The 26108-nt window shown below is 40.4% G+C and carries 27 protein-coding genes and 1 tRNA gene; 6 read left to right on the top strand and 22 right to left on the bottom strand.

The annotated features are described in order from the left end of the window. Positions 1 to 14 precede the first annotated feature (14 nt). From EGC82_RS07605 to EGC82_RS07560, 10 genes are all read right to left on the bottom strand, one after another. Positions 15 to 1112 (bottom strand): flagellar basal body P-ring protein FlgI, encoded by a 1098-nt coding sequence (locus EGC82_RS07605; RefSeq protein ID WP_124730229.1) that lies wholly within the window; start codon positions 1110 to 1112, stop codon positions 15 to 17. A gap of 10 nt (positions 1113 to 1122) precedes the next feature. Then, positions 1123 to 1797 carry a flagellar basal body L-ring protein FlgH gene (gene flgH, locus EGC82_RS07600; RefSeq protein WP_124730228.1) on the bottom strand — a complete coding sequence of 225 codons (675 nt, stop codon included), beginning with the start codon at positions 1795 to 1797 and terminating at the stop codon, positions 1123 to 1125. Positions 1798 to 1806: 9 nt separating this feature from the next. Continuing rightward, entirely contained in the window at positions 1807 to 2595 is a 789-nt protein-coding gene (gene flgG / locus EGC82_RS07595; RefSeq protein WP_059747897.1) for a flagellar basal-body rod protein FlgG, read from the bottom strand. An 11-nt stretch (positions 2596 to 2606) separates the two neighbouring features. Further along, complete coding sequence (gene flgF, locus EGC82_RS07590) at positions 2607 to 3350, bottom strand: flagellar basal-body rod protein FlgF (RefSeq protein WP_124730227.1); 744 nt, start codon at positions 3348 to 3350, stop codon at positions 2607 to 2609. Between the two features lie 297 nt (positions 3351 to 3647). Next, positions 3648 to 5036: a flagellar hook protein FlgE gene (flgE, locus tag EGC82_RS07585; protein WP_124730226.1), complete on the bottom strand. Its 1389-nt coding sequence runs from the start codon at positions 5034 to 5036 to the stop codon at positions 3648 to 3650. Positions 5037 to 5096: 60 nt separating this feature from the next. Next, on the bottom strand, positions 5097 to 5882 hold the full coding sequence (flgD, locus tag EGC82_RS07580; protein WP_124730225.1) for a flagellar hook assembly protein FlgD: 786 nt from the start codon (positions 5880 to 5882) through the stop codon (positions 5097 to 5099). Positions 5883 to 5905: 23 nt separating this feature from the next. After that, the gene (gene flgC, locus EGC82_RS07575) at positions 5906 to 6322 is read right to left on the bottom strand and encodes a flagellar basal body rod protein FlgC (protein ID WP_124730224.1); all 417 of its coding nucleotides are present in this window, start codon (positions 6320 to 6322) and stop codon (positions 5906 to 5908) included. A gap of 2 nt (positions 6323 to 6324) precedes the next feature. Further along, on the bottom strand, positions 6325 to 6723 hold the full coding sequence (gene flgB, locus EGC82_RS07570; RefSeq protein ID WP_011636635.1) for a flagellar basal body rod protein FlgB: 399 nt from the start codon (positions 6721 to 6723) through the stop codon (positions 6325 to 6327). Positions 6724 to 6859: 136 nt separating this feature from the next. Next, positions 6860 to 7693, bottom strand: a complete 834-nt coding sequence (locus EGC82_RS07565; RefSeq protein WP_124730223.1) for a CheR family methyltransferase — start codon at positions 7691 to 7693, stop codon at positions 6860 to 6862. A 71-nt stretch (positions 7694 to 7764) separates the two neighbouring features. Then, entirely contained in the window at positions 7765 to 8685 is a 921-nt protein-coding gene (locus EGC82_RS07560) for a chemotaxis protein CheV (protein WP_124730222.1), read from the bottom strand. Positions 8686 to 9054: 369 nt separating this feature from the next. On the opposite strand from EGC82_RS07560, the gene flgA reads away from it, so the two are divergent. From flgA to flgN, 3 genes are all read left to right on the top strand, one after another. Continuing rightward, positions 9055 to 9762: a flagellar basal body P-ring formation chaperone FlgA gene (gene flgA / locus EGC82_RS07555; protein WP_124730221.1), complete on the top strand. Its 708-nt coding sequence runs from the start codon at positions 9055 to 9057 to the stop codon at positions 9760 to 9762. 74 nt (positions 9763 to 9836) lie between these two features. After that, positions 9837 to 10166, top strand: a complete 330-nt coding sequence (gene flgM / locus EGC82_RS07550; RefSeq protein ID WP_124730220.1) for a flagellar biosynthesis anti-sigma factor FlgM — start codon at positions 9837 to 9839, stop codon at positions 10164 to 10166. A gap of 97 nt (positions 10167 to 10263) precedes the next feature. Beyond that, entirely contained in the window at positions 10264 to 10773 is a 510-nt protein-coding gene (flgN, locus tag EGC82_RS07545) for a flagellar protein FlgN (protein WP_124730219.1), read from the top strand. 193 nt (positions 10774 to 10966) lie between these two features. Here the strand turns inward: flgN and EGC82_RS07540 are convergent, their stop codons facing one another. Further along, on the bottom strand, positions 10967 to 11527 hold the full coding sequence (locus EGC82_RS07540) for a chalcone isomerase family protein (protein WP_124730218.1): 561 nt from the start codon (positions 11525 to 11527) through the stop codon (positions 10967 to 10969). A gap of 253 nt (positions 11528 to 11780) precedes the next feature. Continuing rightward, the gene (locus EGC82_RS07535) at positions 11781 to 12260 is read right to left on the bottom strand and encodes a DUF2947 domain-containing protein (protein ID WP_124730217.1); all 480 of its coding nucleotides are present in this window, start codon (positions 12258 to 12260) and stop codon (positions 11781 to 11783) included. 131 nt (positions 12261 to 12391) lie between these two features. Here EGC82_RS07535 and EGC82_RS21500 point away from each other — a divergent pair, with 131 nt between their 5' ends. Beyond that, entirely contained in the window at positions 12392 to 12592 is a 201-nt protein-coding gene (locus tag EGC82_RS21500; RefSeq protein ID WP_244212551.1) for a hypothetical protein, read from the top strand. 296 nt (positions 12593 to 12888) lie between these two features. Here the strand turns inward: EGC82_RS21500 and EGC82_RS07525 are convergent, their stop codons facing one another. From EGC82_RS07525 to EGC82_RS07495, 8 genes are all read right to left on the bottom strand, one after another. After that, the gene (locus EGC82_RS07525) at positions 12889 to 13149 is read right to left on the bottom strand and encodes a YHYH domain-containing protein (protein ID WP_124730216.1); all 261 of its coding nucleotides are present in this window, start codon (positions 13147 to 13149) and stop codon (positions 12889 to 12891) included. A 928-nt stretch (positions 13150 to 14077) separates the two neighbouring features. Continuing rightward, the gene (locus EGC82_RS07520; RefSeq protein WP_124730215.1) at positions 14078 to 18646 is read right to left on the bottom strand and encodes an NACHT domain-containing protein; all 4569 of its coding nucleotides are present in this window, start codon (positions 18644 to 18646) and stop codon (positions 14078 to 14080) included. A gap of 311 nt (positions 18647 to 18957) precedes the next feature. Continuing rightward, positions 18958 to 19260, bottom strand: coding sequence for a hypothetical protein (locus tag EGC82_RS07515; protein ID WP_124730214.1), 303 nt, complete (start codon positions 19258 to 19260; stop codon positions 18958 to 18960). Between the two features lie 179 nt (positions 19261 to 19439). After that, positions 19440 to 20312, bottom strand: coding sequence for a hypothetical protein (locus EGC82_RS07510; protein ID WP_124730213.1), 873 nt, complete (start codon positions 20310 to 20312; stop codon positions 19440 to 19442). Between the two features lie 263 nt (positions 20313 to 20575). Next, complete coding sequence (locus EGC82_RS07505) at positions 20576 to 20818, bottom strand: hypothetical protein (protein WP_124730212.1); 243 nt, start codon at positions 20816 to 20818, stop codon at positions 20576 to 20578. Next, positions 20808 to 20954 carry a hypothetical protein gene (locus EGC82_RS21230; RefSeq protein WP_164839107.1) on the bottom strand — a complete coding sequence of 49 codons (147 nt, stop codon included), beginning with the start codon at positions 20952 to 20954 and terminating at the stop codon, positions 20808 to 20810. The genes EGC82_RS07505 and EGC82_RS21230 overlap by 11 nt, the downstream gene beginning before the upstream one ends. 199 nt (positions 20955 to 21153) lie before the next feature. Beyond that, positions 21154 to 21229 (bottom strand) — tRNA-Arg (locus tag EGC82_RS07500). Between the two features lie 154 nt (positions 21230 to 21383). Continuing rightward, positions 21384 to 22592 carry a flagellar assembly protein FlgT gene (locus EGC82_RS07495; protein ID WP_124730211.1) on the bottom strand — a complete coding sequence of 403 codons (1209 nt, stop codon included), beginning with the start codon at positions 22590 to 22592 and terminating at the stop codon, positions 21384 to 21386. Positions 22593 to 22861: 269 nt separating this feature from the next. Between EGC82_RS07495 and EGC82_RS07490 the strand changes: the two genes are divergently transcribed. Together EGC82_RS07490 and EGC82_RS07485 are read left to right on the top strand one after the other, a co-directional pair. Beyond that, on the top strand, positions 22862 to 23572 hold the full coding sequence (locus EGC82_RS07490; RefSeq protein WP_124730210.1) for a FlgO family outer membrane protein: 711 nt from the start codon (positions 22862 to 22864) through the stop codon (positions 23570 to 23572). Continuing rightward, a complete protein-coding gene (locus EGC82_RS07485) occupies positions 23569 to 24015 on the top strand; it encodes an LPP20 family lipoprotein (RefSeq protein ID WP_124730209.1) in 447 nt (148 codons plus the stop codon). The genes EGC82_RS07490 and EGC82_RS07485 overlap by 4 nt, the downstream gene beginning before the upstream one ends. A 146-nt stretch (positions 24016 to 24161) precedes the next feature. Here EGC82_RS07485 and EGC82_RS07480 read toward each other — a convergent pair whose 3' ends face one another. Together EGC82_RS07480 and EGC82_RS07475 are read right to left on the bottom strand one after the other, a co-directional pair. Then, positions 24162 to 25109 (bottom strand): DUF6268 family outer membrane beta-barrel protein, encoded by a 948-nt coding sequence (locus tag EGC82_RS07480; protein ID WP_124730208.1) that lies wholly within the window; start codon positions 25107 to 25109, stop codon positions 24162 to 24164. Between the two features lie 106 nt (positions 25110 to 25215). Next, complete coding sequence (locus EGC82_RS07475) at positions 25216 to 25866, bottom strand: TetR/AcrR family transcriptional regulator (RefSeq protein WP_124730207.1); 651 nt, start codon at positions 25864 to 25866, stop codon at positions 25216 to 25218. Between the last annotated feature and the right edge of the window lie 242 nt (positions 25867 to 26108).

Genomic DNA, 26108 nt, shown 5'->3' with positions numbered 1-26108 from the left:
CATTCCGACAATAATTAGATAATGATAAGTTCACCATGCAAAGCGCCTGCCATTTTTAACGCTTCGAGTATGGCAAGTACGTCTGATGGTGCTGCGCCCACTAAATTCACGGCTCTTACGAGCTCATCAAGTGTGGTGCCTGGATTAAACATAAACATACGACGATCTTTTTCTGACACATCAATGGTGCTGTTAGTGGTAACAACGGTATTACCACCGGCTAATGCGTTGGGCTGCGATACTTGAGTAGCTTCAGCAATGGTGACGGTTAACCCGCCGTGAGTGACTGCCGCGGGCAATAACTTAACGTTTTGGCCAACCACTATGGTGCCGGTACGTGAGTTAACAATCACTTTGGCTGATTCTTCCGCCGGGATAACTTCTATGTTTTCTAATACCGATAAAAATGATACCCGCTGTGATGCATCGCGTGGTGCACTCACTTGAATAGAGGTGGCATCAATGGCTTTTGCCATGTCTGGGCCCAGTAAATCGTTAATGGCATCGGCAGTACGTTTAGCGGTAGAAAAGTCTGAGCGACGCAAATTAAAGGTTAAATAATCACCGCTAGCAAACGGGCTGATAACACTGCGCTCAACAATGGCACCACCAGGGATGCGGCCAACCGTTGGGGTATTTTGGATCACCAATGAGCCATCAAGCCCTTCAGCACTAAAACCACTGACAATTAAGCTGCCCTGCGCAATGGCATACACATTGCCATCGACCCCTTTTAAGAAGGTTTGTAATAAGGTGCCGCCACGTAAACTTTTTGCTTCGCCTAAACTAGACACGGTAATGTCAAGATTTTGACCCGGCTTAATAAAGGCCGGCATTTCGGCATGCACCGCAACAACGGCAACGTTTTTTGAATTAGGGCGAACAGAGTCGGGTAAATTAATACCGAAATTTTTGAGCATGGTTCTGAAGGTCTGTTCGGTGTAACTGGTTTTTTCGCCAGTACCCGGCAAACCCACCACTAAGCCGTAACCGACTAACTGGTTACTCCGTACCCCTTGAATACTGGCGATGTCTTTAATCCGTTCAGCATGTGCAGGCGCGGCTAGCATTAATATTGATGCAACAGCCGTTAAAATCAGGTTAATTTTCATGCATTACTCCTTAAAAAGGCCACCAGTCACTCATAAAGAATGAACTCAGCCAACCGACTTTTTGGGAGTCAGCAAACGTACCGGTACCGCTATACTGAATACGAGCGTTAGCCACTCGTGTCGAATCTATGGTGTTGTCGGGATTAATGTCTTCACTGCGGATCATGCCGGTGACACGAATAAACTCATCACCGTTGTTAATAGAAATCCATTTTTCACCGCGGATCACCAGGTTGCCGTTACTGAGCACCTGGATAATATTGGCCGAAATACTGCCATCTAAACTGTTAGATTGATCAGCATCAGACTCACGCTTGGTATTCATGCTGTCTGAATATCCCAAATCAATTGGCACGCCACTGATGGAAATATTTTTACCGCCGGCATAAACGGGCTGAACGCTTAAATCGGAGCCTTTTTTGATTTCGTTATTGGCGCTTTTTGACGCTTGAGTGGACTCTTTTAAGGTGACGGTAATAATGTCGCCAACGCGATGGGCACGAATATCGGAATACAAGCTTGATGCTTGGCTATCAAGATAAATAGATCCCGTTGGCGCCACTTGCGTAGGTACTGTATCTGGGTATACCGGCGCATAAAATGGATCATCAGCAATCGGTTTTTTGGCGGTTGAGCTACAGCCAACCAATAACACAACTGAGGCTAACGCAATGTATTTAATCATGTTAGCTCCTTAGAGATTCTGATTAATATAAGACAACATTTGATCAACGGCTGAGATAACTTTAGAGTTCATCTCGTAAATGCGTTGACCTTGAATAAGGTTGACCAATTCTTCTGTCACATTGACGTTAGAGGTTTCAAGTGCCCCTTGGCGAATAGAACCTAAACCGTCTTGTGACGCGGTGCCTTGAATAGGCGTACCGCTTGCACCTGTTTCGGTATACAAGTTTTGCCCTAGTGGGTCTAAACCTGCCGGATTAATAAAATCGGTCATGGTTAACTGGCCAATAACCTGGCTGGCGGCTGTACCTGGTGTTTGCACTGACACTTCACCCGATGACGATACCGTAATACTGGTGGAGTCATCTGGAATGGTAATAGGCGGTTGCACCACATAACCAGAACCCGGTGTTACGATTTGGCCGGTATCATCTAAGCTGAACTGGCCGTTACGCGTGTAGGCTGCGGTGCCATCTGGCATTTGCACTTCAAAAAAGCCCGAACCTTCAATCATTAAATCTAATGAGTTATCGGTAGTCAGCATGTTGCCTTGGGTAAACATTTTTTGGGTGGCAACCACTTTAGTACCCGCACCAATGTTTAAACCATTAGGTAACTTGCTGTTTTCTGAGCTAATACCACCGGCTTGATTTACCGTTTGATAGAGTAAATCTTCAAAAACTGCACGGCTTTTTTTAAATCCCACCGTGCTGGCGTTAGCCACGTTATTTGAAATAACGGCAATGTTAGTTTGCTGGGCGTCGACACCGGTTTTACTTATCCATAACGCTGGATGCATAATAATTACTCCTAACTAATTCTCATCAAGGAAGTGGACGCTCGATCAATCTCTTCAGCGTTCTTCATCATTTTGACTTGCATTTCGTATTGACGTTGAATATCAATCATGGCGACCATTTCATGTACTGAATTGACGTTACTGCCTTCAACCGCACCACGTTCAATTTCAACACCAGGGTCGTTCGGCGCATTGCCACCCGCAGTTAGACGGAACAAACCATCTTCACCACGCATTAGGTTTTCGTTGCCCGGATTAACTAATTTAATCCGCGCAACCTCTTCTATTACTTCAGCGGTAGCGCCTTGCGGGCGTACTGAAATAATACCGTTGGCCGAAATTTCTATTTTTTCAACTGGGATAGGCAACACAATTGGACCCGAAGCGCCCATTACCGGGCGATTACTGCTATTTAATAACAAGCCAGTACTGTCAATTTTTAAACTACCTGCACGGGTATAAGCTTCTGAACCATCAGCGGCTTGTACTGCAAGCCAACCATCGCCTTTAACTGCAATATCAAGATCGCGTCCGGTGGTTTTAATCGGACCGCCATTAAAGTTACTGCCGGGGCTTTCCATCATCGAAAATACCCGAGTAGGCAAGCCTTCACCAAATGCTTGCATTGAACGGGCCTGGACCATGTCAGCTTTAAATCCATCAGTATTGGCGTTAGCAAGATTGTTCGCACTCACTGCTAGGGCATTCATACCTTGCTTTGCGCCACTCATGGCAATATAAAGAAATTTGTCCATTTTTTGCTCCGTCAAACTTTCTGCAAAAATACTATATACACAGAACAAGCAAGCATCATGCCAATGAGGAGAGCGGTATTTTTAGATACAGTAATCGTCTGAAATTGAATAATAAAATAAATAATGAGTCACGGTGGGTGTCAAAAAACAATCAATCAACACTTGGGAGGTACTAACAAGGAGTCACAAAGAGTAACGAGGGATAACAAGGGGAAAGGCAAGGTGTTGCCGTAAACGGCAACACCTATTATCACGTAAACATAAATTAATAAGGTAAAGGTAAACGTAAGCGTAAAATTAGCGGATCTGTAATATGGTTTGGTTCAAAGTATTGTTAACTTCAAGCGTACGCGAGTTAGCCTGGAAGTTACGCTGAGCCGAGATTAAATCAACCAGCTCTGTGGTTAAATCAACGTTTGATTGTTCAAGCGCAGATGAACGAATACTACCAAATGTACCGCTATTGGCCTCTCCAGCTAATGCGGCTCCTGAATCTAAACTGGCTTTCCAAGAGGTGTTACCCACCTGAGTAAGTCCTTGCTCATTAGCAAAACGAACTAAAGCCACTCGCGATAACGGAACCGTTGAGCCATTACTGTAACTGGCGGTAATTAAACCATCGGAACCAATACCAACATTGGTTAATCGACCCACGGTAATACCATCTTGAGTCAATTCGGTCACTTCAAACGGAGATGAATACTGAGTTGGGCTATTAAATTTTATCGTAAGGGCTTGAGTACCATCGGCTCCAGGGCCTAAAGCACCAGCACCTCCGGCACCTAATGCTTCAGTGGTAATAGTGGCTGGATCACTGCCTGTATAAGCACCAACAGAGTTAAATTTAAGCACCGCACCTGACCATGTGCCAACACCACTAGGGTTGGCTGCTGATGCGGTACCAGCTACATCACCAGCACCACCACCGGCACCATCTCCATCACTGTCGGTATTATAAGTCCCAGCGCCACTTGCTACATCCACAGGGTCACCATCAACTGCATAAAATGCCACCCAATTACTTTCGCCTGTAAATGAACCATTGGTCGGTTTAATGAAATAAGTGGTCATAATGTGCGATTCACCTAATGAATCATAAATCGTCACTGAGGTGGAATTATTAAAGGTGTCGGAATCTGCAGGGTTAAAATTAGCTGGGTCTAATGCTGTTTCACTGACATTAAGATTCATCTGCAAACCAACATTTTTAGTTTGCACAGGGCTACCGGCCGTGTCTGGAATTTTAATCGGCTGAGTGGTGGTTAAACTCACAGAAGTCGAGTTACCATCTTCATCCACTGGGAAACCTTGTAAAAAATTACCTGCTGAGTCGACCATATAATTGGCTGAGTCAACTTTAAACGCACCAGCACGGGTGTATGACTGATCTTGAGAGCCTAGTTCTGATGAGGTAACAAAGAAGCCACCACCACTGATCGCCATATCCAACGAGTTGCTGGTAAATTGTAAGCTACCTTGATGAAACTGCTGTGCAACCTGTGTGGTAGTTGCACCACCACCCACAGCGGTTTTACTGTTAGAAAAAATAGAATTGGCATATACGTCGGCAAATTCTGCTCGCGACTCTTTAAAACCAATAGTATTGACGTTAGCGATGTTATTCGCCGTTGTATTTAAGTCTTTTTGCGCGGCAGCAATACCACTCAGTGCAATGTTAAATGACATAGATCACCTCTCACAATTAATTCATTTATTAATACAGCCAATAATCTGTTATTGGGCGTACTATGTTTCAGATACTGCGAGTACGTCAGATAACTTAATTCCGCCTACTCCACGCAAATTCAAAATGGCTCCGGTCGCGACTGTGCCCAATGACACACTGGTAACATGAGCGTAAGTCGATACGGCTAAATCTTGTGACGTTCCATCAACTTTACCACTGGCCTTAATCGCGTAACTACCCGCTTTGGCAGGGTCGCCATTTTTATCTAAGCCATCCCAAGTCACATCAATATTGCCGCCTTTACTGCCGTCAACATTAAAGCTCTTAATAAGCTGGCCCGACTCATCCTCAACCCTAACCGTAATCGATTCGATTGCAGATGGTGTACTAATAACCCCCTTAATCTCAGAGCTTTCAGTCGAAATAGCACCGGTATCAGATGGAATAAGTACTTTACGACCCACCAGGCCTGAAGCTTGTAACGCCTGGCTAGAACTCATGACCGTATTGAGATTAAGAATTTCATCATTAAGGTTTGAAATACCATCCACTGTCGAAAATGATGCCATTTGAGCAATCATTTGATCATTATCAACCGGTTTAAAAGGATCTTGCATCGACAACTGCTGACTGAGTAAAGCAAAAAAATCTTCTTGCTTTAACATCTGATCTTTTGATTCAGGAATAGCACTCTCTTCAGGCAAACGAATGCCGTCAAGAAAAGGATTACCAGTTGTAGTGCCAGTTGTATTTGTCTGTACTGAGCTTTTCGTAGTAGCGCTGGTATTAGAAGCACTACTGGATTGTTGCGGTAAAGACTGACTGTAAGAATTAATGAGGCTCATTGTTACCTCCTTGAGTCATCATACTATTTACCCATCCTTAACGTCTGTTGCAACATAGATTTAGTCGCATCAGCCACCTGAACGTTCATTTGATAAGAGCGTGATGCAGAAATCATATCGGCCATTTCTTCCATCACATTGACATTAGGTTTGTAGATAAAACCATCACCATCTGCCATAGGATGGTCTGGCGAGTATTCTTTTAATAATGGTTTGTTACTTTCAACAATGCCTTTTACGCTAACACCAGGCGAACTGTTTTGTTGGCCATTGGCTTTTAGCATTTCAGCTTCAAAAACAGGGTGGCGTGCGCGATAGGTTTTATCGACACTGCTAGACACAGAATCCGCATTGGCAATATTACTGGCGGTAGTATTCAAACGCACTGACTGCGCAGACATACCCGAACCTGAAACATTGAAAATATTAAATAAACTCATGATTAATCACCTCGCAATGCTTTACGCATACCATTAAACTTTCCTTCAAGAAAGCCTAATGACATTTGGTATTCGAGCGCATTTTGCATAAATGCGGCTTGTTCTTTCTGTGTATCAACAGTATTACCATCACCAGTATCTGCCTGATTTGGCATACGATATTGAACATGTTGTTGACTCAACGCCGTTAAATCAAAATGTTTCTCTGTGGTTTGGCTCATACTCAAGCCCTTTTGATGTGAGCTTGCCGCTTGCATAGCAGAGGCAAAATTAACATCCTGTGCTTTATAATGAGGAGTATTGGCATTGGCGATATTACTTGAAATCACTTCTGCTCTTTGAGCTCGAACGCCCAAAGAATATTGGTGAACACCTAATGCATTATCGAAATTAATCGCCATAAAATTGCCTCCATCAGCTAACTGGTAGAAATAAAGCAAAGGTTATGCCAACAATTTAATTTTTAAACGAATAAAGGACAAAAACAAAAATGCCGACGAATGTCGGCATTGTAAATAGATTAAGCTATTACTTTAATTAGGTTTTCTTTTGATAATAAATACCAGGGTTACAACGAACCATATTAAATTCTTCGGTTAATCCGGCAAGAGATTCTGACGCACCCAAAAATAAAATACCTTTTGGATTAAGTGCGGCAGCAAATTGCCGCAAAATTTTGGTCTTTGCCTCTGGCGCAAAATAAATCAATACATTACGGCAAAAAATAATATCGTATTTACCTAATAAACTATAACTTTCAAGTAGATTGTGGGCTCTAAAGTTAACTAAACGCTTCACATTATCTTTTACTTTCATGTTGCCTGAAGGTAAAGCATCAAAAAACTGACGTTTACGCTCTTCAGACAAACCACGAGCAAGTGCTAAACCATCGTATTCAGCATTCTTACAACGCTCTAGCATAGAAGGTGATAAGTCTGTTGCCTGAATCGTCGCGCCGCCCGGTAAAGCGCCAGGTTTACGTTGTTGATATTCCAACACCGTCATGGCTAACGAGTAGGGTTCTTGCCCTGAAGAACATGCTGCCGACCATATTTTTAATGGTCTACCAAGCTTACTGTATTCTGGCAGCAGAGTATTGTGCAGTAACTCAAATGGATAACGGTCTCGAAACCATAAGGTTTCATTGGTGGTCATCGCATCTATCACTTCAGCACGCAGTTGACGCTCGATAGGTTTCATCGACTTTTTAACCACTTCAGACAAAGAAGGTAAATTATGCTTCCCCATCAAAGGCGCTAAACGACTGCGGACTAAATATTGTTTGTTCTCACCTAACACAATACCGCTATGCTGCTCTAAAAACAGTCTAAATTGATTGTACTCTGCTTCAGCAAGTGATTTATCTGTCACATTAACTTCCTAATATGTAAGCCTATGAACCCACTCTTTAATTGTTGCAATCTCTTGCAACAATTAAAGGTTTATAAACTCAAATGTTTGTTAACCGCTGCGGCTAATTCATCGGGGTTAAACTTAGCAATAAAATCGTTAGCCCCTACTTTTTGTACCATTGCTTGATTAAATACACCACTTAACGATGTGTGCAATACTACTTTTATATTCTTTAATTTTGGATCATTACGAATTTCAGCTGTTAAGGTATAGCCATCCATTTCAGGCATTTCAATATCAGAAATAATTAATGGGATCTCAACTGATACATCATCCATTTCTGCAGCAATACTTTTCAATTTTTCTAACGCTTCTCTACCATCTTTAGCGGTATCTATTTGCAGATTTAACGACTCTAACGAACGAATAATTTGTTTACGTGCCACTGCAGAATCATCAATAACCATAATGTGATAATGCTGATCTTTATCGATAGTTAAGGTTTCACTAAGTTCTTTACTGATAGAGGTCTTAACCGGCGAAATTTCATCAAGAATTTTCTCAACATCTAAAATCTCAACCAACTCGCCTTCAATTTCTGTCACTGCGGTTAAATAAGAAGAGCGACCAGAACCTTGTGGCGGAGGCATAATTGCTTCCCAATTCATGTTGATAATACGCTCAACAGAACTGACTAAAAACCCTTGAACACTCCGGTTATATTCGGAAATGATAATAAAGCAATTTTCCGTTGATGTCAGCGGGCGTCCACCCGTTGCTGCACTTAAATCGATAACCGAAATAGTGGCACCACGAATATGAGCAACACCTTTAACATAGCGGTTTAATTTAGGTAACGTAGTCAGTGGTGGGCATTGCAACACCTCTTTCACTTTAAATACGTTAATGCCAAACCGTTGACGGCCGTTAAGCCTAAACAATAATAGCTCGAGTCTGTTTTGCCCGACAAGTTGGGTACGTTTATTTACTGAATCTAAAATGCTCGACATAACAAGGCCTTGTAGTTAACTGTCACCCAAAAGGATAAAATTTGTTCTTTGAAATTATAGTAAACCTTGGTTTAGCATAATACGCTTAGTACATCTCTTACTAATGACTGGCTCAACGTGAGTGTAAACCATCACTAACCTAGCGAATAGTTATCAATTTATTAAATCAAAAAAATGGGCATGCAACTTGCTTTAACTTCTATTAATTAACTCACACACGGTGAGCTGACACTTTTTTGACGTGGGAGTAATAATATTATTATATTCCCAGCACATTTTTTAGCTTATTGCGTATGCAGAGATTACTCGCATATTTTTCGTTTTTCAAAGTATAGGTGTATTCTGGCAAAACAAGCTAGTATCTTCATTATGAAAGTATTTTTTTTATGTTTTTTATCTTTAATGACATTTATTTTGCCAGCTTTTGCTAGCGAAGAGATAGTAACACCTTCTTTATCGACCATTTATGAGTTAGCTAAAGAGGCTGTAGCTAAAAAAATTGATGCAGACTCAAAAGCTAAGGTACAAATTACGCCGCAAAACCTTGAAGGTCGCATTAGCCCACCGCGTTGTTATCCACCGATTACCATTGAACTCGCCAGTGAACGAGCCATTAGCAGAAATAACATGGTAAAACTCAGTTGCCAGAGCCCTGACTACGACTATCCATGGCAAATGTATTTGTCTGTTCGAGTTGAAATTCAATACCCTGTTGTGGTGGCTACCCAGCTACTGTCACCAGACCAAATTATTGATCAACATCATTTACAGGTTATGTATGTTGACCAATATAGTTTAAAAGGCCAGTTTTTCTCTGATACCAGCTCATTAATGGGCTCTCGAGTTAAACGTCGTGTTGCAAAAGATTCACCGGTACTCAGTAATAACCTGTGTTTTGTTTGCAAAGGCGACACGGTTGCTATCTATGCTAGAACCGCTAACATCCAAATAAAAACCCTTGGTGAAGCATTGCGTGATGGCAATATTGATGAAGTGATCAGAGTAAAAAATAGCAATACAAGCAAACAGTTTGATGCTGTGGTAATTGGCGTTGGCGAAGTTGAAGTAAGAATGTAAAATAGAGCTAAAGCTTTTTCCTGGAGTGCCGATAGCCTGTTTGGAAAACCTGATAAATTACGCTGGAGCCTATCATGGCAATTGACATTAAGCACAACACTGCAACCAACACATCAATGCGCACGGCACGTGACACACAGTCTACTGCACAATCGAATACTGCTGCGGCCCAAAAATCTGCTGCGCCAGTTAAAACAGATTCTGTTAGCATCACCTCTCAAGCTCAACAGCTTCAGGGCGCGCAAACAAAAATGGCATCGTTACCTGAAGTCGACCAAAAAAAGGTCGCAGAAATTAAGCTCGCGATATCTGAAGGACGCTATAAAGTCGACCCAGAAAAGCTTGCTGCGAATATTGCCAGCTTTGAAGCAGAACTAGGCAGTTTATCGTTTGACAGAGAGTAACCGTTAAACGTTACTCTTTAACTTGTTTTACGACACATCAATAGTAGGTGCACATTTGCGCCATAGAGAAGTGTTAGTAAAAAACTAAGAGTAATTTATGACACAGCAAAACAAACCACTAAACGAACAACCAAACCAACAGCTACCGGCACAATTAGACCAGCAGCCAAGCGAGCTGTTGCGCAAAGAACTGCACCTACTATTGGATGCCCAAAATCAGACCTTAGCACAGCTAAGACAGTTTGTTTCTGAAGAAAAAGCCGCATTAACCAAGCAAGATGCCGACAAACTACTGGCGCTTTCAAAAGACAAAACCCAGTGCTTATTCAATATGAAAACCACTGATGAAAAACTGGCGAAACATCCCCTGCATGGTTTGCTTACCACAGATGCTGAACTGATAAAAAAAGTCGCTCAGGCAAAATCAATTCTCGCGGAATGCAAAGACATTAATAGTCAGAACTCCAGCTTAATTGAACTCAACATTGCTAGCCTCAATCGATTTGCCCAGGCATTACAAGCTAGCCGAAATGCTTCAAGCTTGACCTACAATGACAAAGGTAAAACATCTACTATTTCAACGCTCGGGAATGACTTTTCAGCCTGAGAAAGCTTAGAGGCTATAAAACTTAGCAATAGCCTAGAGCGCTACGCTGCTAGGACGCTTCGCGGCTAGAGGCTATAAAATCTTAGCAGCGCAGCAGTCCCTAGCAGGACGCAGTCCGCCCTAGAATCTAGCAGGACGCAGTCCGCCCTAGAACCTAGCAGGACGCAGTCCGCCCTAGAACCTAGCAGGTGATTTACTGAGCGAGCATAGCTTCGCGTAAACTTTGTTGCACCGGCTCTTCACCTAGCCAAATCTTAAGCAACGCCTGACGAAATGCCTCACCAGCAATATCACCTTGAGCTTTACCATTTTTAATACTGCTCACGCCCTTGCCTTTTTGAGTCACAAAAGTGAATTGATCACCTTCAATAATTTCATCGGCAAACAGCTGGGTAAAATGCTCAATATCTTTAGCAATAGAATGAGTATCATTGTCGGTAGCTGTATCAAAACCGTCGGTAATAGCATTACGCATTTTATCTGAGGTAATCATCCCAGATGTAATAGTTAATTGGATCACTGCTATTTTTTGCGCAAGCACATCATCTAACGTTTGCACTCTAGTCGGTAAATACAAACTACCCACATATAAGTCCATAAAGAACTTACTGCGTACACCAGCACCGTTTAATACTAATGGTTGCTCAGCAACCATTAGTTGATCGACAACATCAACATCTGCAATCATTTTTGCGTGTGTTAACGACGGCAGCATCAGCAGTAAACTCATGCCTATTACGGGTAATAATTTCATATAAACTCTCTAAAAAATAAAAACTGCGGACCAATAAAAGCAATTTAACGACTCGCTAAATATACCGCTACAAAATCAAAAAATAACACTGTGCGACTCGTAGCCGTTAGTAGTAACTGTCAGTATTAATTGTCAAGATTAACTGTCAGGATTAACTGCCTGGCGTAACGCTCATGAACTGTCAGTAACGGCTGCCAAAAACAAGATGATTTTAATTAATAATCCGCTTAAGCACGATTAGGTTACTCATAAACTAACCACGTACGCCTAACTTAAATTGACCATTCTGGGTAAACATCAACGCTTGCTTATGTTTTGGAGATATAAGAATTGGACCATCATCAAAAAATAAAAAGCATTTCCAATTGCGTACAAACACATCCCAACGCGTTTCGATGATTTGGTACTTTTCATAGCAAAAATACACCACGGTATCATTAGGCCATTGAATATGTTTGCTTACTGCTTCAGGCATCGCATTATCGAGAGAGTCCCACGAAGATTGCCAATGCTCAGTTGCAGCCCAAGCATCTTGCTTTATTGGCCAATCTCCTTTTTCAAATAACTCTGCACGGCTACTCTTATTGCTTATCCACTTATCCCACACTTCCATGGCACTTTTATCGGTTAGTGGTTTAATCAACACCTTGTCATCGTCTGACACAGGCAAATCTTTATGGTTAAAAATCCACTTACGCTTATAAAGATCAAACGGAATATATGAATATGACAAACAACTGCTCCTAGCAACTCAAAATGAAGCGCAATTATAGCGCTAAAGCCAATCAGACTGCGATAGCGGAAGCATAAATGATGTGATGATTTGTTAAAAAGATTAATGCTGTACCACTAACTAAAGAAGCGATGGACATTCTTACTAGGCGAAGCAAAGAAGCTGTCAAAGGTGAAAGATTTGTATTCCCGAGTGAGCGCAGTCAATCAGGCCATATTATCGAAAAGGCAGGCAAAGGCAGCTTCTGGCATCGCATAACAGAACGTGCCGAGCTTCGTGGCACTGAAAAAGGCCTACGCTTTTCAAAAGAGTTGTCACTATTCATGATTTAAGGCGAACCATCGCAAGTTGGAGTGTTATTCCTGGAGGTCGCTTTAGATTTCAAAAATTAAACCACCAGTAAACTGCTAAGCCATAGCCCTAGGGATTTAAACAAGAGCCTGCATCACAGCCAGTACTTATGCTCATTTAGATATTGAACATGTTAGGGCTGAATTGGGCATTACTACAGCCCATTTACTTGGAACTTTTGAACAAGAGTCGAAAGTTGATAGGCTTGTTGGAGAAATAAAACAGCTCTCTGAAGATGAAAAGAGAGAGCTATTTGAAAAGTTAAGCTAGTTTGAAACTATGACTTAAAAGCAACTTTTTCAGTTTTAGCCTCTTCAACTTTATGTGTATGAAGAATACCGTCATGTGAATGTTTTTCTTGATTGTTAGTATCTATTTTTGCAATCCCATTGTGGTAATGATAACCAGTACAAAGTCCTTTATCTATTGATGCTTGACTACAGTTGTGACCACCGTTTTTATCAGTTCTTCCGCTATGTGCGAATGACATTGGGACGGCCAATAAAAACAAAAGCGAAGCCAGTATTAATTTATTCATATTTTCTCTACTTAAGGTAAGCAGCTAGTTCTAAATTCTTTTAAAACAATACCTTGATAGCAATAAAAAGGATTATTAACAACATATACATTGAATATTTATATGATCTAATGCCCAAAACTAAAAATAACTCATATAAAAATAATAATCACGGGGCTTTAGAGATCAAATCCAACAAGGCAAGGAAAATAAATACGAAAAAATGAACGCTTATTTTTTACAAGAGAGCTCATTCAATCAAGCCATATTATTGAAAAGGCTAGCATCGCATGACAGAAAGAGCAGAGCTTCGTGGTGCCGAAAATGCATACACTTTCAAAAGAGTTGTCACCATTTATTATTTAAGGCGAACTATCGTAAACCGGAGAGTTATGTGAGGAAGTAACATTCAAACCACGAGTAAGCTGCTAAGCCGTAGCATTAGTGATTTAAGCAAAAACCAGTATCACAGCCAGCACTTATGTCCATTTAGATATTGAGCATGTTAGGCAGGAACTAGGGGGAACCACAGCGCATTTACTTGGGACTTTTCGGCAGGAATCGAAAGTTGATAGATTGGTTAGGGAGATAAAACAGCTCTCAGCGGAAGAAAAAAGAAAGCTGTTTTTACTGCTAAAACAATAATCGAATTATAAAGCAGTAGCATTGTATCGAGCTTCTTCATAAGTTGGAAACGTTGTTTTCCCTATGGTGTGAACATTGTGAGTGCCATAATAGGATCTTCTCGTGAATACTAATCTATATACTCCAGCAATAGGACTAATTGTAACTCTTAGCACATTTGATTTTTGAAAACATTCGTTGTCCATAAAAAATCCTTAAAAAGTTATCTTAATAGTTACACTATACTCGCATGCTTAAATTGTATTATGCAAATGTGCCAATGGATGCAGCAACAAACAATGGCTTTAAACTATAGTTGCTCCATTTAAGGTCTTTCAGCAGCCTTTAACCATTCATCTACTGTTTTAATTCCTAATGACAACATAACGTCTTGTAAAGCTATTACACTCTGAAGCATATCACCACCATCAGTTTCTTCTCTCTCTTCGGCTTCTGAGAATAATCGAGTTAAAAGTTGCATGAGTTCTTTACCATGATCATAAAAACGCACTTTGGCTCGCTTGATATAGGATAGATAGATTTCGAAGGCCATTAGAGCACTATCGGGATCTCGTATAGAGATAGCATTCAACCACTCATCAAATCCGTATGGCGTTCTCTCATTTTCTTTGCTCTGATGCTCCAAGACTTTAAAGTAATGATTAATTATGTCATTAGGGATAAAGATTAATGGCGTGAAATTTCTGAAAATATTACTGAAGCTTCGTGCCACAGCAATAGAATGTGCACCTCCTATGCATAACCCAACTTTAATACCTTCTAAGCATTGCTCGCGATGCATGCTAATGTTTTCAACATGAGTCCAAACTTTTGCTGCTCCATCCCATGCTTCAGTTACATTATTTAATTTTAAATTGTTAAGGAAAGTATCGAAGTCTAATTGACCATTTAAAGCGCACAATGCTGAGATTCGTCCCCACGTTTTCATATCCTTCTCACTGCCACATTTATGAATACGAGCAAGAAAATAGGCAACTCTTTCAAAGTGTTCGCGATAGTCATAATACAAGCACCTTTCAGCTGATTCCCCAAGACCCTCAGCATCATATATTGCAAGCTCAAATAGCTCCCAGCCTAAATCTGGATTTTTATTTTGAACAAAGGGTAAATGCCTTAAGATTAATCCTCTAATGGCTGGATGTTTGTGACTAGCGAAAGTTCGAAGTACTGGAATCAACGTTTCTGGAAGCGTAATATTTTTTTCTGTGAATTTTTCTAGCAATATCATTAAGGCTTCTGCGACATTTCCTGAATTCATATTGATACCAACATTAAGCAAATCAATTGAGTCGCCTGATATTGTACTTTCGTCGTTTAAATATCCAAAGCTGATAGCAAGAAATACCAATCGCTCGCCATCAACAGTGTTTTGTATGATATTCGCACATGCATTTAATGCTTTTGCCAAAGCGTGTGAGTTTTGCCAATAAGCCCTATGTTTTTCTAATTCATCAAGGATTTTGTGCAATAAAACTAGGGATTCAGGCTTTTCAATGGGTATCCAATTATCATTACTATTTAAACGACCATAACGATATGCTAAATAATTCGCTATTCCTTCTATTATTTCATTTCTAAAGTATGCGCCAATATATTCCCATTGCGTCGAGAGTAGTTGTAAAAACCTTATTGGTTGGCGTGATGAAGCTTCGCGCAGTTGTAATCCAACGTCTCGTTCACCACCAATCAAATCAGCATCAAAATGCCTGTCATAATCGGTATAGTGTCTGAGTAGTTGAATAACGCCATCATCGGCAGCTGAAAGAAATACTTCATAGGAAAACGGCGCGTAGACCATACCTCCACTAGAACATATATGAGGTTCTCTTATTAGCTTGCCTTCTTTAGCATCGTAAGAATCTAAGATGGTTTGAATTTCCGGCGATCGTAAATGGCACGGTATAGCAGATACGTATTCTGCACGTTTTTTCAGTATCCAGAAACAAGGAGCTTCATCCGAAGTTGCATCGTTCCAGAGGGATTGAATATTCGCCATTACCAAATCTTGCACGTCAGTTGATAAAGAGATGAAAGCGATATGAATTAACTCACTAAGCTCAAACGAAAGTTCGAACTCAAGCAGACTTCTGTCACACAACATTTGACCAATTATATCAAGATTAAACAGGTGATTCGCTTTGATTGCTTGAATTGCTATGTAAGTTAGTGACCCCTCATAGCTGAAACAGAGTCGATTACGATTCTCTAACCACCAAGTAGAGTCAGTTTTAACATGTTCAAATATTGCTGCTTCAATTGCATCAAATAAATGCCTCAGATCATCAATGTGTCTATGGTCACGAATGGAGTGTCTGTCTTCGTAAGAGGTATTATGAAGAAACCCATAACTATAACCTATTCTGGTTTTGCCATAGCGCGTTGACATTACATTGTGCCATTGATCAATAGTGTTCAACGCTAAATCAATCAAAGTAGCAGAATGAAGCATCCTCTCCTTTAAGAAATCATTGTTTTTTCTTGTGAAATCGTGTGGTTGGCAATGTATTTTTCGTTCGATATCAAGCCAGCTCACATCTTCATCAGCCACATCCGCCACGATATAACTCCAAAGCAAGTCATCATTCAAAATGCCTACTGTAACGCACCGCGCTAAGGTATGCCCTAAAGAACTATGATCACGCTTCGGCATGCTAAGTAAATGAGTAATTAAAGGGGCTGCCAATGCTAAATTATCATCATCGAATTTAGCTAATGTGCTATCCAGTTCCCATGTGATTTTTTCGCTATCAATCCAACCTAAAGATAGAGCTTCTGACCAAAAGGATAATACACCCTCTGTATCAATATCAGCCCAGAGTCCAATTCGATAAACATGCCTAACGAGTGAATCAGTATCACGCTCATCTTTTAATGTTGGTACTAAATGAGTCTTCCAGAACTGATACCATTCTATTGATAATGCTTGAAAATAGATAACTTGAAATATATCGCTATGGTTTTTTCGTAAATTTCGTATAAGCGGCCAGTCATCATCATGTGGTATGTGTTGGACAAAAGATTCTGCGACTAAGCGGCGAATATGGAACGCCGCATTACCTGAAAGTACCGCGCGCAATTGTTTTCGATATTCACGTCTATCACCAGTGGCCAGCTGCATAACAAAATTACGTATGCTTGGTCTTACGAAAGGAACTGGGGGTAATCCTTGAATAAATTCATTAAGAGTTGCTCCAAGTCTTATTGCTCGGCTTATAACCAAAACATCTAATAAAGTCTGATGACCAAATGTGACTTTATCATCATGGGTATCTTGCAAAATATTAAGGCTAAGGAGTCTTCGCTGGATATCAGGAGTAGTATTTAAGCGTTGCTTAGGCAATGACAGACTGCGAGACTTGAGCATTTCATCAGCAATTGATTCTATAACTTTTATCGCATCATTACTTAAAACTGGATCATTCACCACTACGACATTAATGTATCGCTGCGCAAGTGCTTGGGGAGTGACTGTATTAAAGCTCCCCTCTCGTTGTGCTAGTTCAGTAAATAATGCCAATTCTCTAGGGTTGGTTATAAGTTCGCGAGTTGTCGCGTCAATAGTTGTTGAGTCAATATTCAATTTTTCCAGCAGAGGGACTATTTCGGTATCCCATACTAATGGTTGGCAATGAAATTCACTGTCCCACTGACGGATAGCAATACGTCTATCGTATTGACGGTCAAAATCTCTGCAACTTGTAATTACTGTGACATTTGGAATTAACAGTAACTTGTCAATTTGAGCAAGAAAGTACGTTAATACCAAATGTTCACGAGCAATGGACAAAACATCGAGCGAATCAATTATTACAACAACATGTGCTTCTTCAGCTAAACGTGCAACTTGTTCGACCCATTGTTCTGTTAGCCCTAGCGCTTTGCGCTCTTGTGCTGTAGTTATGTCAGCAAATTCGCGAGACTGAATAAATAGAGGAATTATATCGTTTTGAGTTTCTAATCGTTTTTCTAGGGATTCTTGTAGACCAAGCATGATGCATGTCTTACCAGAACCTGGTTTCCCAGTGAGTAAAATGGCACGTTGTTTCTCTTCTATAGCAACTAGAAGATCATCTATTAACGAACAAGGAATACGTTGGTTATTGATATCCCGCATCCAATTTCTACCAATTGCAGAGGTAGTAGAAAATGAACCCAGAATTTCTGCTTTAGCCATTGGCGGTACAAGCATTGCACCAGCTTTATAAAGAATATTTTTTAAGTCATCTTTAGTAAGCTGGTGTTGCATTACGCCAACATCAATACTTTCTAAAGTACGTCCACCAAATGAATCTAAGCTCTGCCACAAAGCGTTAAATCCAGTAGTTGAGTTACTTGCGATAAGCCGTAGACGTTCTTTAAGTTGGCGCGCTAATGATTCGTAGTTAGGGGTGACTTCAAATGAAATACGATTAAGAATTTCAAAGGTTGAAAGATTGGATGAGTTTGATGTAATACGAACTTTTAAATTATCATCTGTCGTCCGATGTTGTTTGGTTAGATTTTGCTGATATTCAGCTTCAGTAGAATAGGCGGCTGAAAACTCACAAAGTTTAGCCAAGTCACCGAAGTTGCTACGCGAGTAAAATTTGACGATAGAATTAGTTATTTTTGTTAGGTCTTGAATTGCTTTGTCTAGCTCATCGGCAAGATCTGCAATCGACCATGATTTAAAATCACTTTGGTTTTTCTTGCATTGACAACAAATGAGACCGCCGGCGGCTCTTCCTATTACTACATCATCTACAAGATAGGCAGTTGAATCAGTTTCAAGCCATAAATAGTCAGGATCAGTCAAGACTGCCAACGCCCAATCAAAGGCAATCAAAGTTTGATAGATATCACCACGATTGGAGCGTATTCCTGCAATGCTCATACTTGTCCTTGAATATATCTAGTTTAAACTGATAATTTTAAAATTTATCATATAGTTAAGCGTAGTAAGCTGTCTAGTTTTTTGATATGTATGTTTTTGTCTTAGTCCATTTATTGACAGAACTCCAAGTTAGAGCGATTGGGCTCAATTTTACCATTAGCTTGTGAATAGCTTAATGTCCACTCATGTACTCTCGTCACGATTTCAACACCTAAAGCGACTATGCCTTTTAACTGCACTATAAGCTCATCACCATAACGATTCGTTGCAAATTGTCTCTCATCAGTCTGTATGTCGTAATTTTCAGTAATTCACGTGTTTTCTGCAGCATTGACTCCTGAATCACATTCTTGAATTATTTCAGGATTTCCTGGAACTGAGTGTTGGCTGAATCCCGCGCGACTCGTAGCATTTGCGGCATTGGTTTCAGCATTGGGTTCAGCATTTGGTTCAGTACTAGTTGAGTGACTAGATGCAGGCTGATAGCCTGCATCCTTAGTCTTTTCGTGGGAATTGCCGATTTTTTGATGACTTAATTGAATATCGCTTAGCTTTTTATATTGGTAAAGCAATCTAATGACTTGATCTTCACGCTTACAAAATACGCCGCCCATCAGCTCTGTGTAACGACTCCAATCTGAATCATCTGCGGCTTGTCTAATTTGTTCTACCCACTCTAGGCTTTCGTCAGTGATTTTACTTAACCGTCTTAATTCACGCCAAGGCGTAACACCTACCCCGCCAATTTGTTGAAATTGACGAATGCCCCGTCACAGGGTGTGACGGTATTGATTTATAACCATTTATACTTGTGACCAGTAGCTATTAGGTTTTGTTTTAATCTGTTTTTCATTTCATCGCTGGCTCTGAAATAAACAGATTTGATATCATTGTCGTAATCATCTTGCCTAAACCCGCGCTCTTTAGCTTTGCTATACCATTCATGGCCTAAGTCAAATTCACCCGTTGAAAGGTAAACAGCGCCTAGCAAAGTACATGGCCTAAAATTTAACGGTGTCACTTTATGTGCTTCTAAACCAAATTTAATTGAATTCACATAATCCTTTAAGTCTCTACAAACACCACCGTATGTGGTTAATAAAGCAGACTTTAATTTCTTTTCATTCTTAGGGAGGTTAAATGGATATGATTCATCTAAGGCTTTTTTTATTTTAGTCAGCACTTCAGCTTTACGATAGGCGGCACTAGCATTAACCAGCTCCCAAGGTAAGCTTTTCTGTTTCCAGTTTTGAAAATGCTGATGGGCTAAATGAAGATGATATTTTTGTACAACCAAATTAGATGAAAAACCAATATCATCTAACCATTTTAACTCTTCAGGAGTAATTGTTTTTTTACGAAGTTGAGTCAACAGCTTATCTACACGAGAATTTTTCTGAACGCTATAAACTTCAAAGTCATCAAAATCTATACGGCTTGCTTTAAATGCTTCAGCTTCTTGTCTAAGTTGATTCTGTAACATTTCAGCTTTTGCTTTAGCTTCAGATAAAACTTTAGCTTTTCGTTCAAGAATGTCCTGCCGTTTTAGTGCTTCAATGTCATCGAGTTTCGATTGGTAATGAGAAATAACAACATCAACAACATTTTTATTGGCTTCTTGTGATAACTCTGTATGGCTTGTTGTAAGCCTTCTTTTTGTTTCCACTTTAAGTTTAAGGCCATCACAAATTAAACTTTCAAGCTTATCTGAAACGCTTTCTTTTGAATTAACAGTCCTGAAAAGCTAACGTGTCGTTTTCCCCAGCGCAACTGACAAAATTTCAAGATCAGATTCTAAAACACAAATATCGTGTTGAGATATATATTTCACAAAAAGGTCAATGTAGGTATTTAAAAGGGGATACTTAGATTTTGGAAATAGCAGTTGAGCTTGAGAGATCTGTTTATTAACCACAGTAAAAATCCATTTTATTTAGTTGATTTAATATGCTTGCTCAGCCAAAAATTGATTGTCCTGATTGCTTGATATGATGAAGTAAAAGCGTAATCGACGCTTTTTGCATATTCCATAACATGGTCAACCATAGCTTGCGCTGCTTGGTGGGGATTAGCATAATTTTTCTGAGTATAAAACTGTATAGCAAAAGCTTCTACTTTATCTTTTTTGGCATACCGTTTATCCCTGCCTGTTTTCCAGTTTTCAATTAGCATGTCCTGACGAATTTAAAATATTAACCAACTGCGTTTTCAATGCTTCTGGCATTGCTGATAGAAGTTCATCTAGCTGATTATCGACTTCTAACTTTTGAGATTTAGATCGTGGGTTAGACTCTTTCTTGGGGTTCATTACACAATACTTCCATGTTTCAACTTTAATAGAAAACTATTGGAAATACGCTTAAATATCCATGATTGAGCTCAAACTATCGAAAAGTGGAGTTTTGAAGAGTGCTCGAAAAAAAATTCCAAAAAAGTGGTTTCCAGAGGCGGCACAACTTTTGACGATTTTGTTAAGTTATTGATTTTTAAGACAAAAAGATGTGTTATGGTCTCCCCACAGGGACTCGAACCCCGATCGGCCGCTTAGGAGGCGGCTGCTCTATCCTGTTGAGCTATAGAGAGACCCAGTGATTATACTGAGTTTATAATTGAATTAAACCTTTTATATTTAATTGCTTGATTAATAACCAACAAATTCATAATCGCCTTACTCTTAGCACTTAGCACTTAGCACTTAGCACTTAATTTTGAACTACTAGCTTCTAATCACCAATCATTAGTTCTTAATGGCAATATCATTGACTTGAATATTGTCTGCACTGTCGATGCCGTCAAAGATTGCCGTTGCACTGTCTTCGGTGACTTGCTCGATGACGACATTAGCTCGACTTTTAGTGGCGATAGCGCGCATAGAGTTGAATCTGTCTGGAATATTTTTTTGTAATACAATTTGGAATTTATCACCCATTTTCACGCCGTTTTTACGACCTAAATTAATGATGATACGATCTCCATCCCTTGCGACAATTTGGCCTAATAATGGTCGGCAGTTTAATTGCCTATCAAGCGACATAACACTTTGTTGTAATATCTCACTAATAGCCTGACCATAAGATGAGCGCCAAAAGCGCTGGTTAGCAGGTGAAACGATTTCTTGTCGTTCAAATTCCCAAGGCGCTGAGGTGGCGAACGATTCGGTCCAAACGACTTCACCGCTAATGCCATGATAAAGAGTTAATTTAACAATAAACTGTCTTAGCGGATCATCCTCTACAAAGCCCATGTAACTGCTTTGCGCTGGTTCGGTGGAAATATCAATAATTTCGGGTTGCAGCAGATATTGGCTGTCGGTGATTTCGCCTAACCAGCTGGGAATACGATAGCCTTTAAAATTAACCAGTTGGTTGGTGTTATCAATTTTTTCATCGGCATGTATTCGCGCAAAACTGTATCGTGATTGCGCGTTGATGACCTTACCTAATTGTTCAGTGATCCGCTCTTCAAAGTGGGCTAATTGGCCATAACGCAACTGTTCGCGTTCTTGTAAATAGGCTTGTGGCAACATAATAGCGGCTTTAAGTGATTGGCTTTTACATTGAGCGTTAGGTTGTTGTTCGCTGAGTTCAAGCTGTAATACCACGGTGATGGTGTGTTGGCTGATCATTTCACTCATTAACTCAACGTTATTGGCTGATCCCATACGTTGAATTTGAAAGGTATCTTGAGTAAGCCGTCCCTGGTTAATTTGTTGTTCGCTGGAAAAATTAACTCCGGCTTTTAAACTGGCATAATTTAATGCCTGACTAATGGCGTCTTCGCGAGCTTTATCAATATCGCCATTAACGATTTTAGCCTTACCGGTTACTTCGATTTGTTCAGCAAATACAGACGTTGTGACCAACAAACCACTTGCACATAGCATGGCTATAGCAGCAAGATGACTGAATGGGTTAGCTCGGCGTGAAGGGCTGTGTCGGATCAGCATGCGATATCCTAATGTCAAAAAAACGTCAATTTGGCCTAATTAGATGAACTAAGCTTACTCTATATTTAACAAAGCAAAAATTGTGCCTATAACTACTTTAGCGCTTATTTTTAGATCTAGCGTGATTATAGTAAAGCTTCTATTGGATTTGCCGATATAAAGGGACGAATAATAAAGAGTACATAATTGGCCTTAGCTATCGATTAATATGGCGATTAAATGACTCATTTATACCTAGACTTACAGCATTATGCGTTAGAGGAATTATTATGATTAACAGGCTTATTATCCCCACGGTCATACTTGCGTCGTTGACGTTAGCTGCATGTACCCAAACGCCTAATGCTGCCAATAACCTTGCCTTTAGCAATAACGGTAAATTTGTCAAAGTGGTTGATGAAGATGAGGTTTATCACGATAAGCTGGTTTATGACATTCAAGCTGCTGGATTATCGCCTAAAGGCCAGGTGAATGTGTGGGCTGAAAAGCTAGTTAACGAGTTAGTATTACAAAATGATGCTTTACGACCTGATCAACCCCTACTGATTTCTACCCCAGTAATGGCGAGTAATTTAAATGCCACCAATGAGTTGGCATTACAGTTACAGCAAGGATTACTTGCGGCGTTTCACGCCCATGAATTTAACTTAGTTGATTTAAATGTAGCAACCAATTTACGTGCAACCGAACAAGGCGAATTTATGCTGAGCCGTAATTGGGAGTTGTTGCGTGCAGATTTACCTGTATCACACGTATTAGTGTCAACCATGACCTTAACACCTGAAGGCATTGTATTTAACGGCCGAGTGGTTAATGTGACTAATAATAGAGTGCTTTCTGCGGTGCAATCATTTGTAGCAGCATCGAGTTTATCAGGCTATTTACAGCCTTCTGAATTGATAGAATCGCGCAATGGGTTACTGTATCGCCACGAGCAAAAGGGCGACAGTCGTTACACCGTATTAGGGGATAAGCTATGAAGTCGTTAATGTTCATTATACTGGTACTGTTAACGGGCTGTGTCAGCAAAGATAAATATGTTCAGTGGGAAACCGAGGCTCCGGCGTCGTTTCCAACACTGACTGCAATTGGCTATGCACCATTAGCGACTCAGCCAAGCAAAGAGCCATCACATCGCATTTTAATGGCAATGCAAGCATCAAAAATTGCCGCTTATCGAGAGCTTGCCGAACAAGTTTATGGGCAAAAGATTTCGGCTAATAGCGACGTAAGTGAGTGGTTATTAACTGACGACAACGTTAAGTCTAGCGTGAGTGGCATTATTCGCGGTGCGAAAGTGGTTAAGACCTACCCTTCTGGTGAGTTTTATGTCACAGAGTTAGCTCTCGATTTTAAACAAGTGTGGCAATTGTACGAGCAACAAAATCGGCCTAAACGAGTAAAAGAAGTTACTTATTTTTAATCTTTAACCTCGGTTTACATTCGCTTTTTGATTTATGTTGTTGGTTAAGGTCTGGCTAAAAACGTAATAGATGACCTTAACGTTATTGATATAAAAATGCCGCTGATATCAGCGGCATTTTTTGTTGTATGCTGTAGACGTTATCGTTAAAACGTCAATTTAAACGCTAAACCTAATGCTGCTTGGTCTTCTATATCTTCAGTCACGTCTGGATAGCTAAGCTCCATTTCGCCACCAAAGTAATAACCAGCATAGGCGTTAAGGCTTATATTGTCTGTGGCTTGCCAGCCGGCACGAACAAAACCAACCCATTCATCAACCTCGATGGTTTGATCATCATCAGCGATTAAAAAACGTTCAGTACGTTTTGAGCTACCAATACCAAAGTCTATATCTGAGCGATATTGGTAACTTAACTCTAATCCTGCAGGACCACTAAAGCCGGCTTGGAACGGGTTAGCAAGTACCCACTTATCGTTTATTTGCCAACGCACAGCTAAATAAGGAATGGTACGCACTTCTGAAATATCATTTAAATAGGCGACACCAAAACCTAACATATTGCCCGAGTCAAAACGGTACATGCCCGAAGCCACTACGCCATAACTTTGTGCATTAGAAGATGATGCAGTATCGGCATAGGCATATTGTAATTTTGGCGCGATGAGAAACATCCAATGATTGTCTAGGCGATATGACAATGATAAACCTGCACTGTACTGATGGATGGTTGACCAAGGTTCAATACTGCTGCGTAACAGAGTGTTTTGGTTCATATCCCAGTCGTAATCGAGATTATCGTAACCTAAGTTTGCCCCAATGGACCACTGCCGATTGAGCGGCATGCTGGCCGAAAAACTGGTCTTCCAAGCATCACGCTGTAACTGATTAGGATTAGTACTATCAGTCCCTATATTAGCAGTGCCGGTTGATGTGCGAGCGACTGTAATTGAAAACGGTGAACGATCCGGTGCAGCTACCGCCTGTTGGCTTAATAGCAGGCCAGATGCACACATTAGCGACAGTACTGACAGATTCAGAGACTTAGAACTAATTACCTTAACATCATCTATCTTAGCGTTATAAAGCGTCATACTAATCTGCTTCCCTTCAAATAATGAGATAAACCGAATATTACCTTAGATTAATTGCACATGTAATACTGTTAAACAGCCAATTAAGTTCAACTTATGTTTGACGTTATTTTACGCCAACTTTGTGGGCGCGTAAAAACATCTCGGCTGTATCTTGCAAGTATTGCTGCCTGGTTGCATGTAAGTCTTCTATTTCTAGGCCTAGCTCTAAGCGCAACTTTAGTTCACCAAATAACATTAAACACAATCTAACGGCACTTTCATGAGGATTTTCAAAAAAGTATTCGCCCAACTCGTTAACCTTTTTTAAATAATTTCGAATCAGTCCTAATACATGCTTGGGCCCTGCATCATAAAATAACCTCGACACCTCAGGGTGAGTTTCGGCTTGCGCAACACAGGTTTTAAACACTGTCATGGCTTCTTTACTAACAATCATCTCACCAAATTGTTGCGCGAACAGTAACATAACCTGTTGTGGTCGGCTTGCGTCGATTAAGGCATTGTCGGTGAGTTGATGCACCACACATTTAGATTCAATCGCAGACACAAATAAATCATCTTTTGAGCCAAAATGAGCATACACAGTTTGTTTTGACACGCCGGCATGCTTGGCCACTTCATCCATGCTGGTATGAGGAAACCCCTGATGGCAAAAAAGCTCAATAGCCGACTCCAGTATTTGAGCTCGCTTTTGTTCACTGCGGCTCAACGGTATCTGTTCGTTGGTATTAAGCGGTGTGTGTTCTTTTGTCATGTTTGTTCCGTAAGTTTACTCATTAAACAACACCAAGACTCAACGTTAGGACTTAGTGTTAGGACTCAGCATTAATGCAATAGTAACCAAAAATAGACTGGACAGTCTAGTTTTATAAAATTAGACTACCGAGTCTAATTAACAATTAAGTTACATTTTGCAGTGTGCTGTTAATGTATGAGCTTATTGCCATTAAAGCCTGCTGAAAAACAAATCCACATTGACACAATATTTTGCTTTGT

Source organism: Shewanella livingstonensis (genome assembly GCF_003855395.1).
Taxonomy (GTDB): domain Bacteria; phylum Pseudomonadota; class Gammaproteobacteria; order Enterobacterales; family Shewanellaceae; genus Shewanella; species Shewanella livingstonensis.
This window is presented reverse-complemented; position numbering and strand designations above follow the sequence as displayed.

Excerpts from the sequence above, each read along its gene's own strand:
- EGC82_RS07480 (WP_124730208.1), bottom strand. The coding sequence starts at position 25,109 with ATGACGCTTTATAACGCTAAGATAGATGATGTTAAGGTAATTAGTTCT.
- flgN (WP_124730219.1), top strand. The coding sequence starts at position 10,264 with ATGACACAGCAAAACAAACCACTAAACGAACAACCAAACCAACAGCTA.
- flgH (WP_124730228.1), bottom strand. The coding sequence starts at position 1,797 with ATGATTAAATACATTGCGTTAGCCTCAGTTGTGTTATTGGTTGGCTGT.
- EGC82_RS07475 (WP_124730207.1), bottom strand. The coding sequence starts at position 25,866 with ATGACAAAAGAACACACACCGCTTAATACCAACGAACAGATACCGTTG.
- flgB (WP_011636635.1), bottom strand. The coding sequence starts at position 6,723 with ATGGCGATTAATTTCGATAATGCATTAGGTGTTCACCAATATTCTTTG.
- EGC82_RS07525 (WP_124730216.1), bottom strand. The coding sequence starts at position 13,149 with ATGAATAAATTAATACTGGCTTCGCTTTTGTTTTTATTGGCCGTCCCA.
- flgD (WP_124730225.1), bottom strand. The coding sequence starts at position 5,882 with ATGAGCCTCATTAATTCTTACAGTCAGTCTTTACCGCAACAATCCAGT.
- EGC82_RS07505 (WP_124730212.1), bottom strand. The coding sequence starts at position 20,818 with ATGCTAATTGAAAACTGGAAAACAGGCAGGGATAAACGGTATGCCAAA.
- EGC82_RS07495 (WP_124730211.1), bottom strand. The coding sequence starts at position 22,592 with ATGCTGATCCGACACAGCCCTTCACGCCGAGCTAACCCATTCAGTCAT.
- flgF (WP_124730227.1), bottom strand. The coding sequence starts at position 3,350 with ATGGACAAATTTCTTTATATTGCCATGAGTGGCGCAAAGCAAGGTATG.
- EGC82_RS07485 (WP_124730209.1), top strand. The coding sequence starts at position 23,569 with ATGAAGTCGTTAATGTTCATTATACTGGTACTGTTAACGGGCTGTGTC.
- EGC82_RS07520 (WP_124730215.1), bottom strand. The coding sequence starts at position 18,646 with ATGAGCATTGCAGGAATACGCTCCAATCGTGGTGATATCTATCAAACT.
- flgM (WP_124730220.1), top strand. The coding sequence starts at position 9,837 with ATGGCAATTGACATTAAGCACAACACTGCAACCAACACATCAATGCGC.
- EGC82_RS07540 (WP_124730218.1), bottom strand. The coding sequence starts at position 11,527 with ATGAAATTATTACCCGTAATAGGCATGAGTTTACTGCTGATGCTGCCG.
- flgC (WP_124730224.1), bottom strand. The coding sequence starts at position 6,322 with ATGAGTTTATTTAATATTTTCAATGTTTCAGGTTCGGGTATGTCTGCG.
- flgA (WP_124730221.1), top strand. The coding sequence starts at position 9,055 with ATGAAAGTATTTTTTTTATGTTTTTTATCTTTAATGACATTTATTTTG.
- flgG (WP_059747897.1), bottom strand. The coding sequence starts at position 2,595 with ATGCATCCAGCGTTATGGATAAGTAAAACCGGTGTCGACGCCCAGCAA.
- EGC82_RS07560 (WP_124730222.1), bottom strand. The coding sequence starts at position 8,685 with ATGTCGAGCATTTTAGATTCAGTAAATAAACGTACCCAACTTGTCGGG.
- flgE (WP_124730226.1), bottom strand. The coding sequence starts at position 5,036 with ATGTCATTTAACATTGCACTGAGTGGTATTGCTGCCGCGCAAAAAGAC.
- EGC82_RS07605 (WP_124730229.1), bottom strand. The coding sequence starts at position 1,112 with ATGAAAATTAACCTGATTTTAACGGCTGTTGCATCAATATTAATGCTA.
- EGC82_RS07515 (WP_124730214.1), bottom strand. The coding sequence starts at position 19,260 with ATGGGCGGCGTATTTTGTAAGCGTGAAGATCAAGTCATTAGATTGCTT.
- EGC82_RS21500 (WP_244212551.1), top strand. The coding sequence starts at position 12,392 with ATGGACATTCTTACTAGGCGAAGCAAAGAAGCTGTCAAAGGTGAAAGA.
- EGC82_RS21230 (WP_164839107.1), bottom strand. The coding sequence starts at position 20,954 with ATGAACCCCAAGAAAGAGTCTAACCCACGATCTAAATCTCAAAAGTTA.
- EGC82_RS07490 (WP_124730210.1), top strand. The coding sequence starts at position 22,862 with ATGATTAACAGGCTTATTATCCCCACGGTCATACTTGCGTCGTTGACG.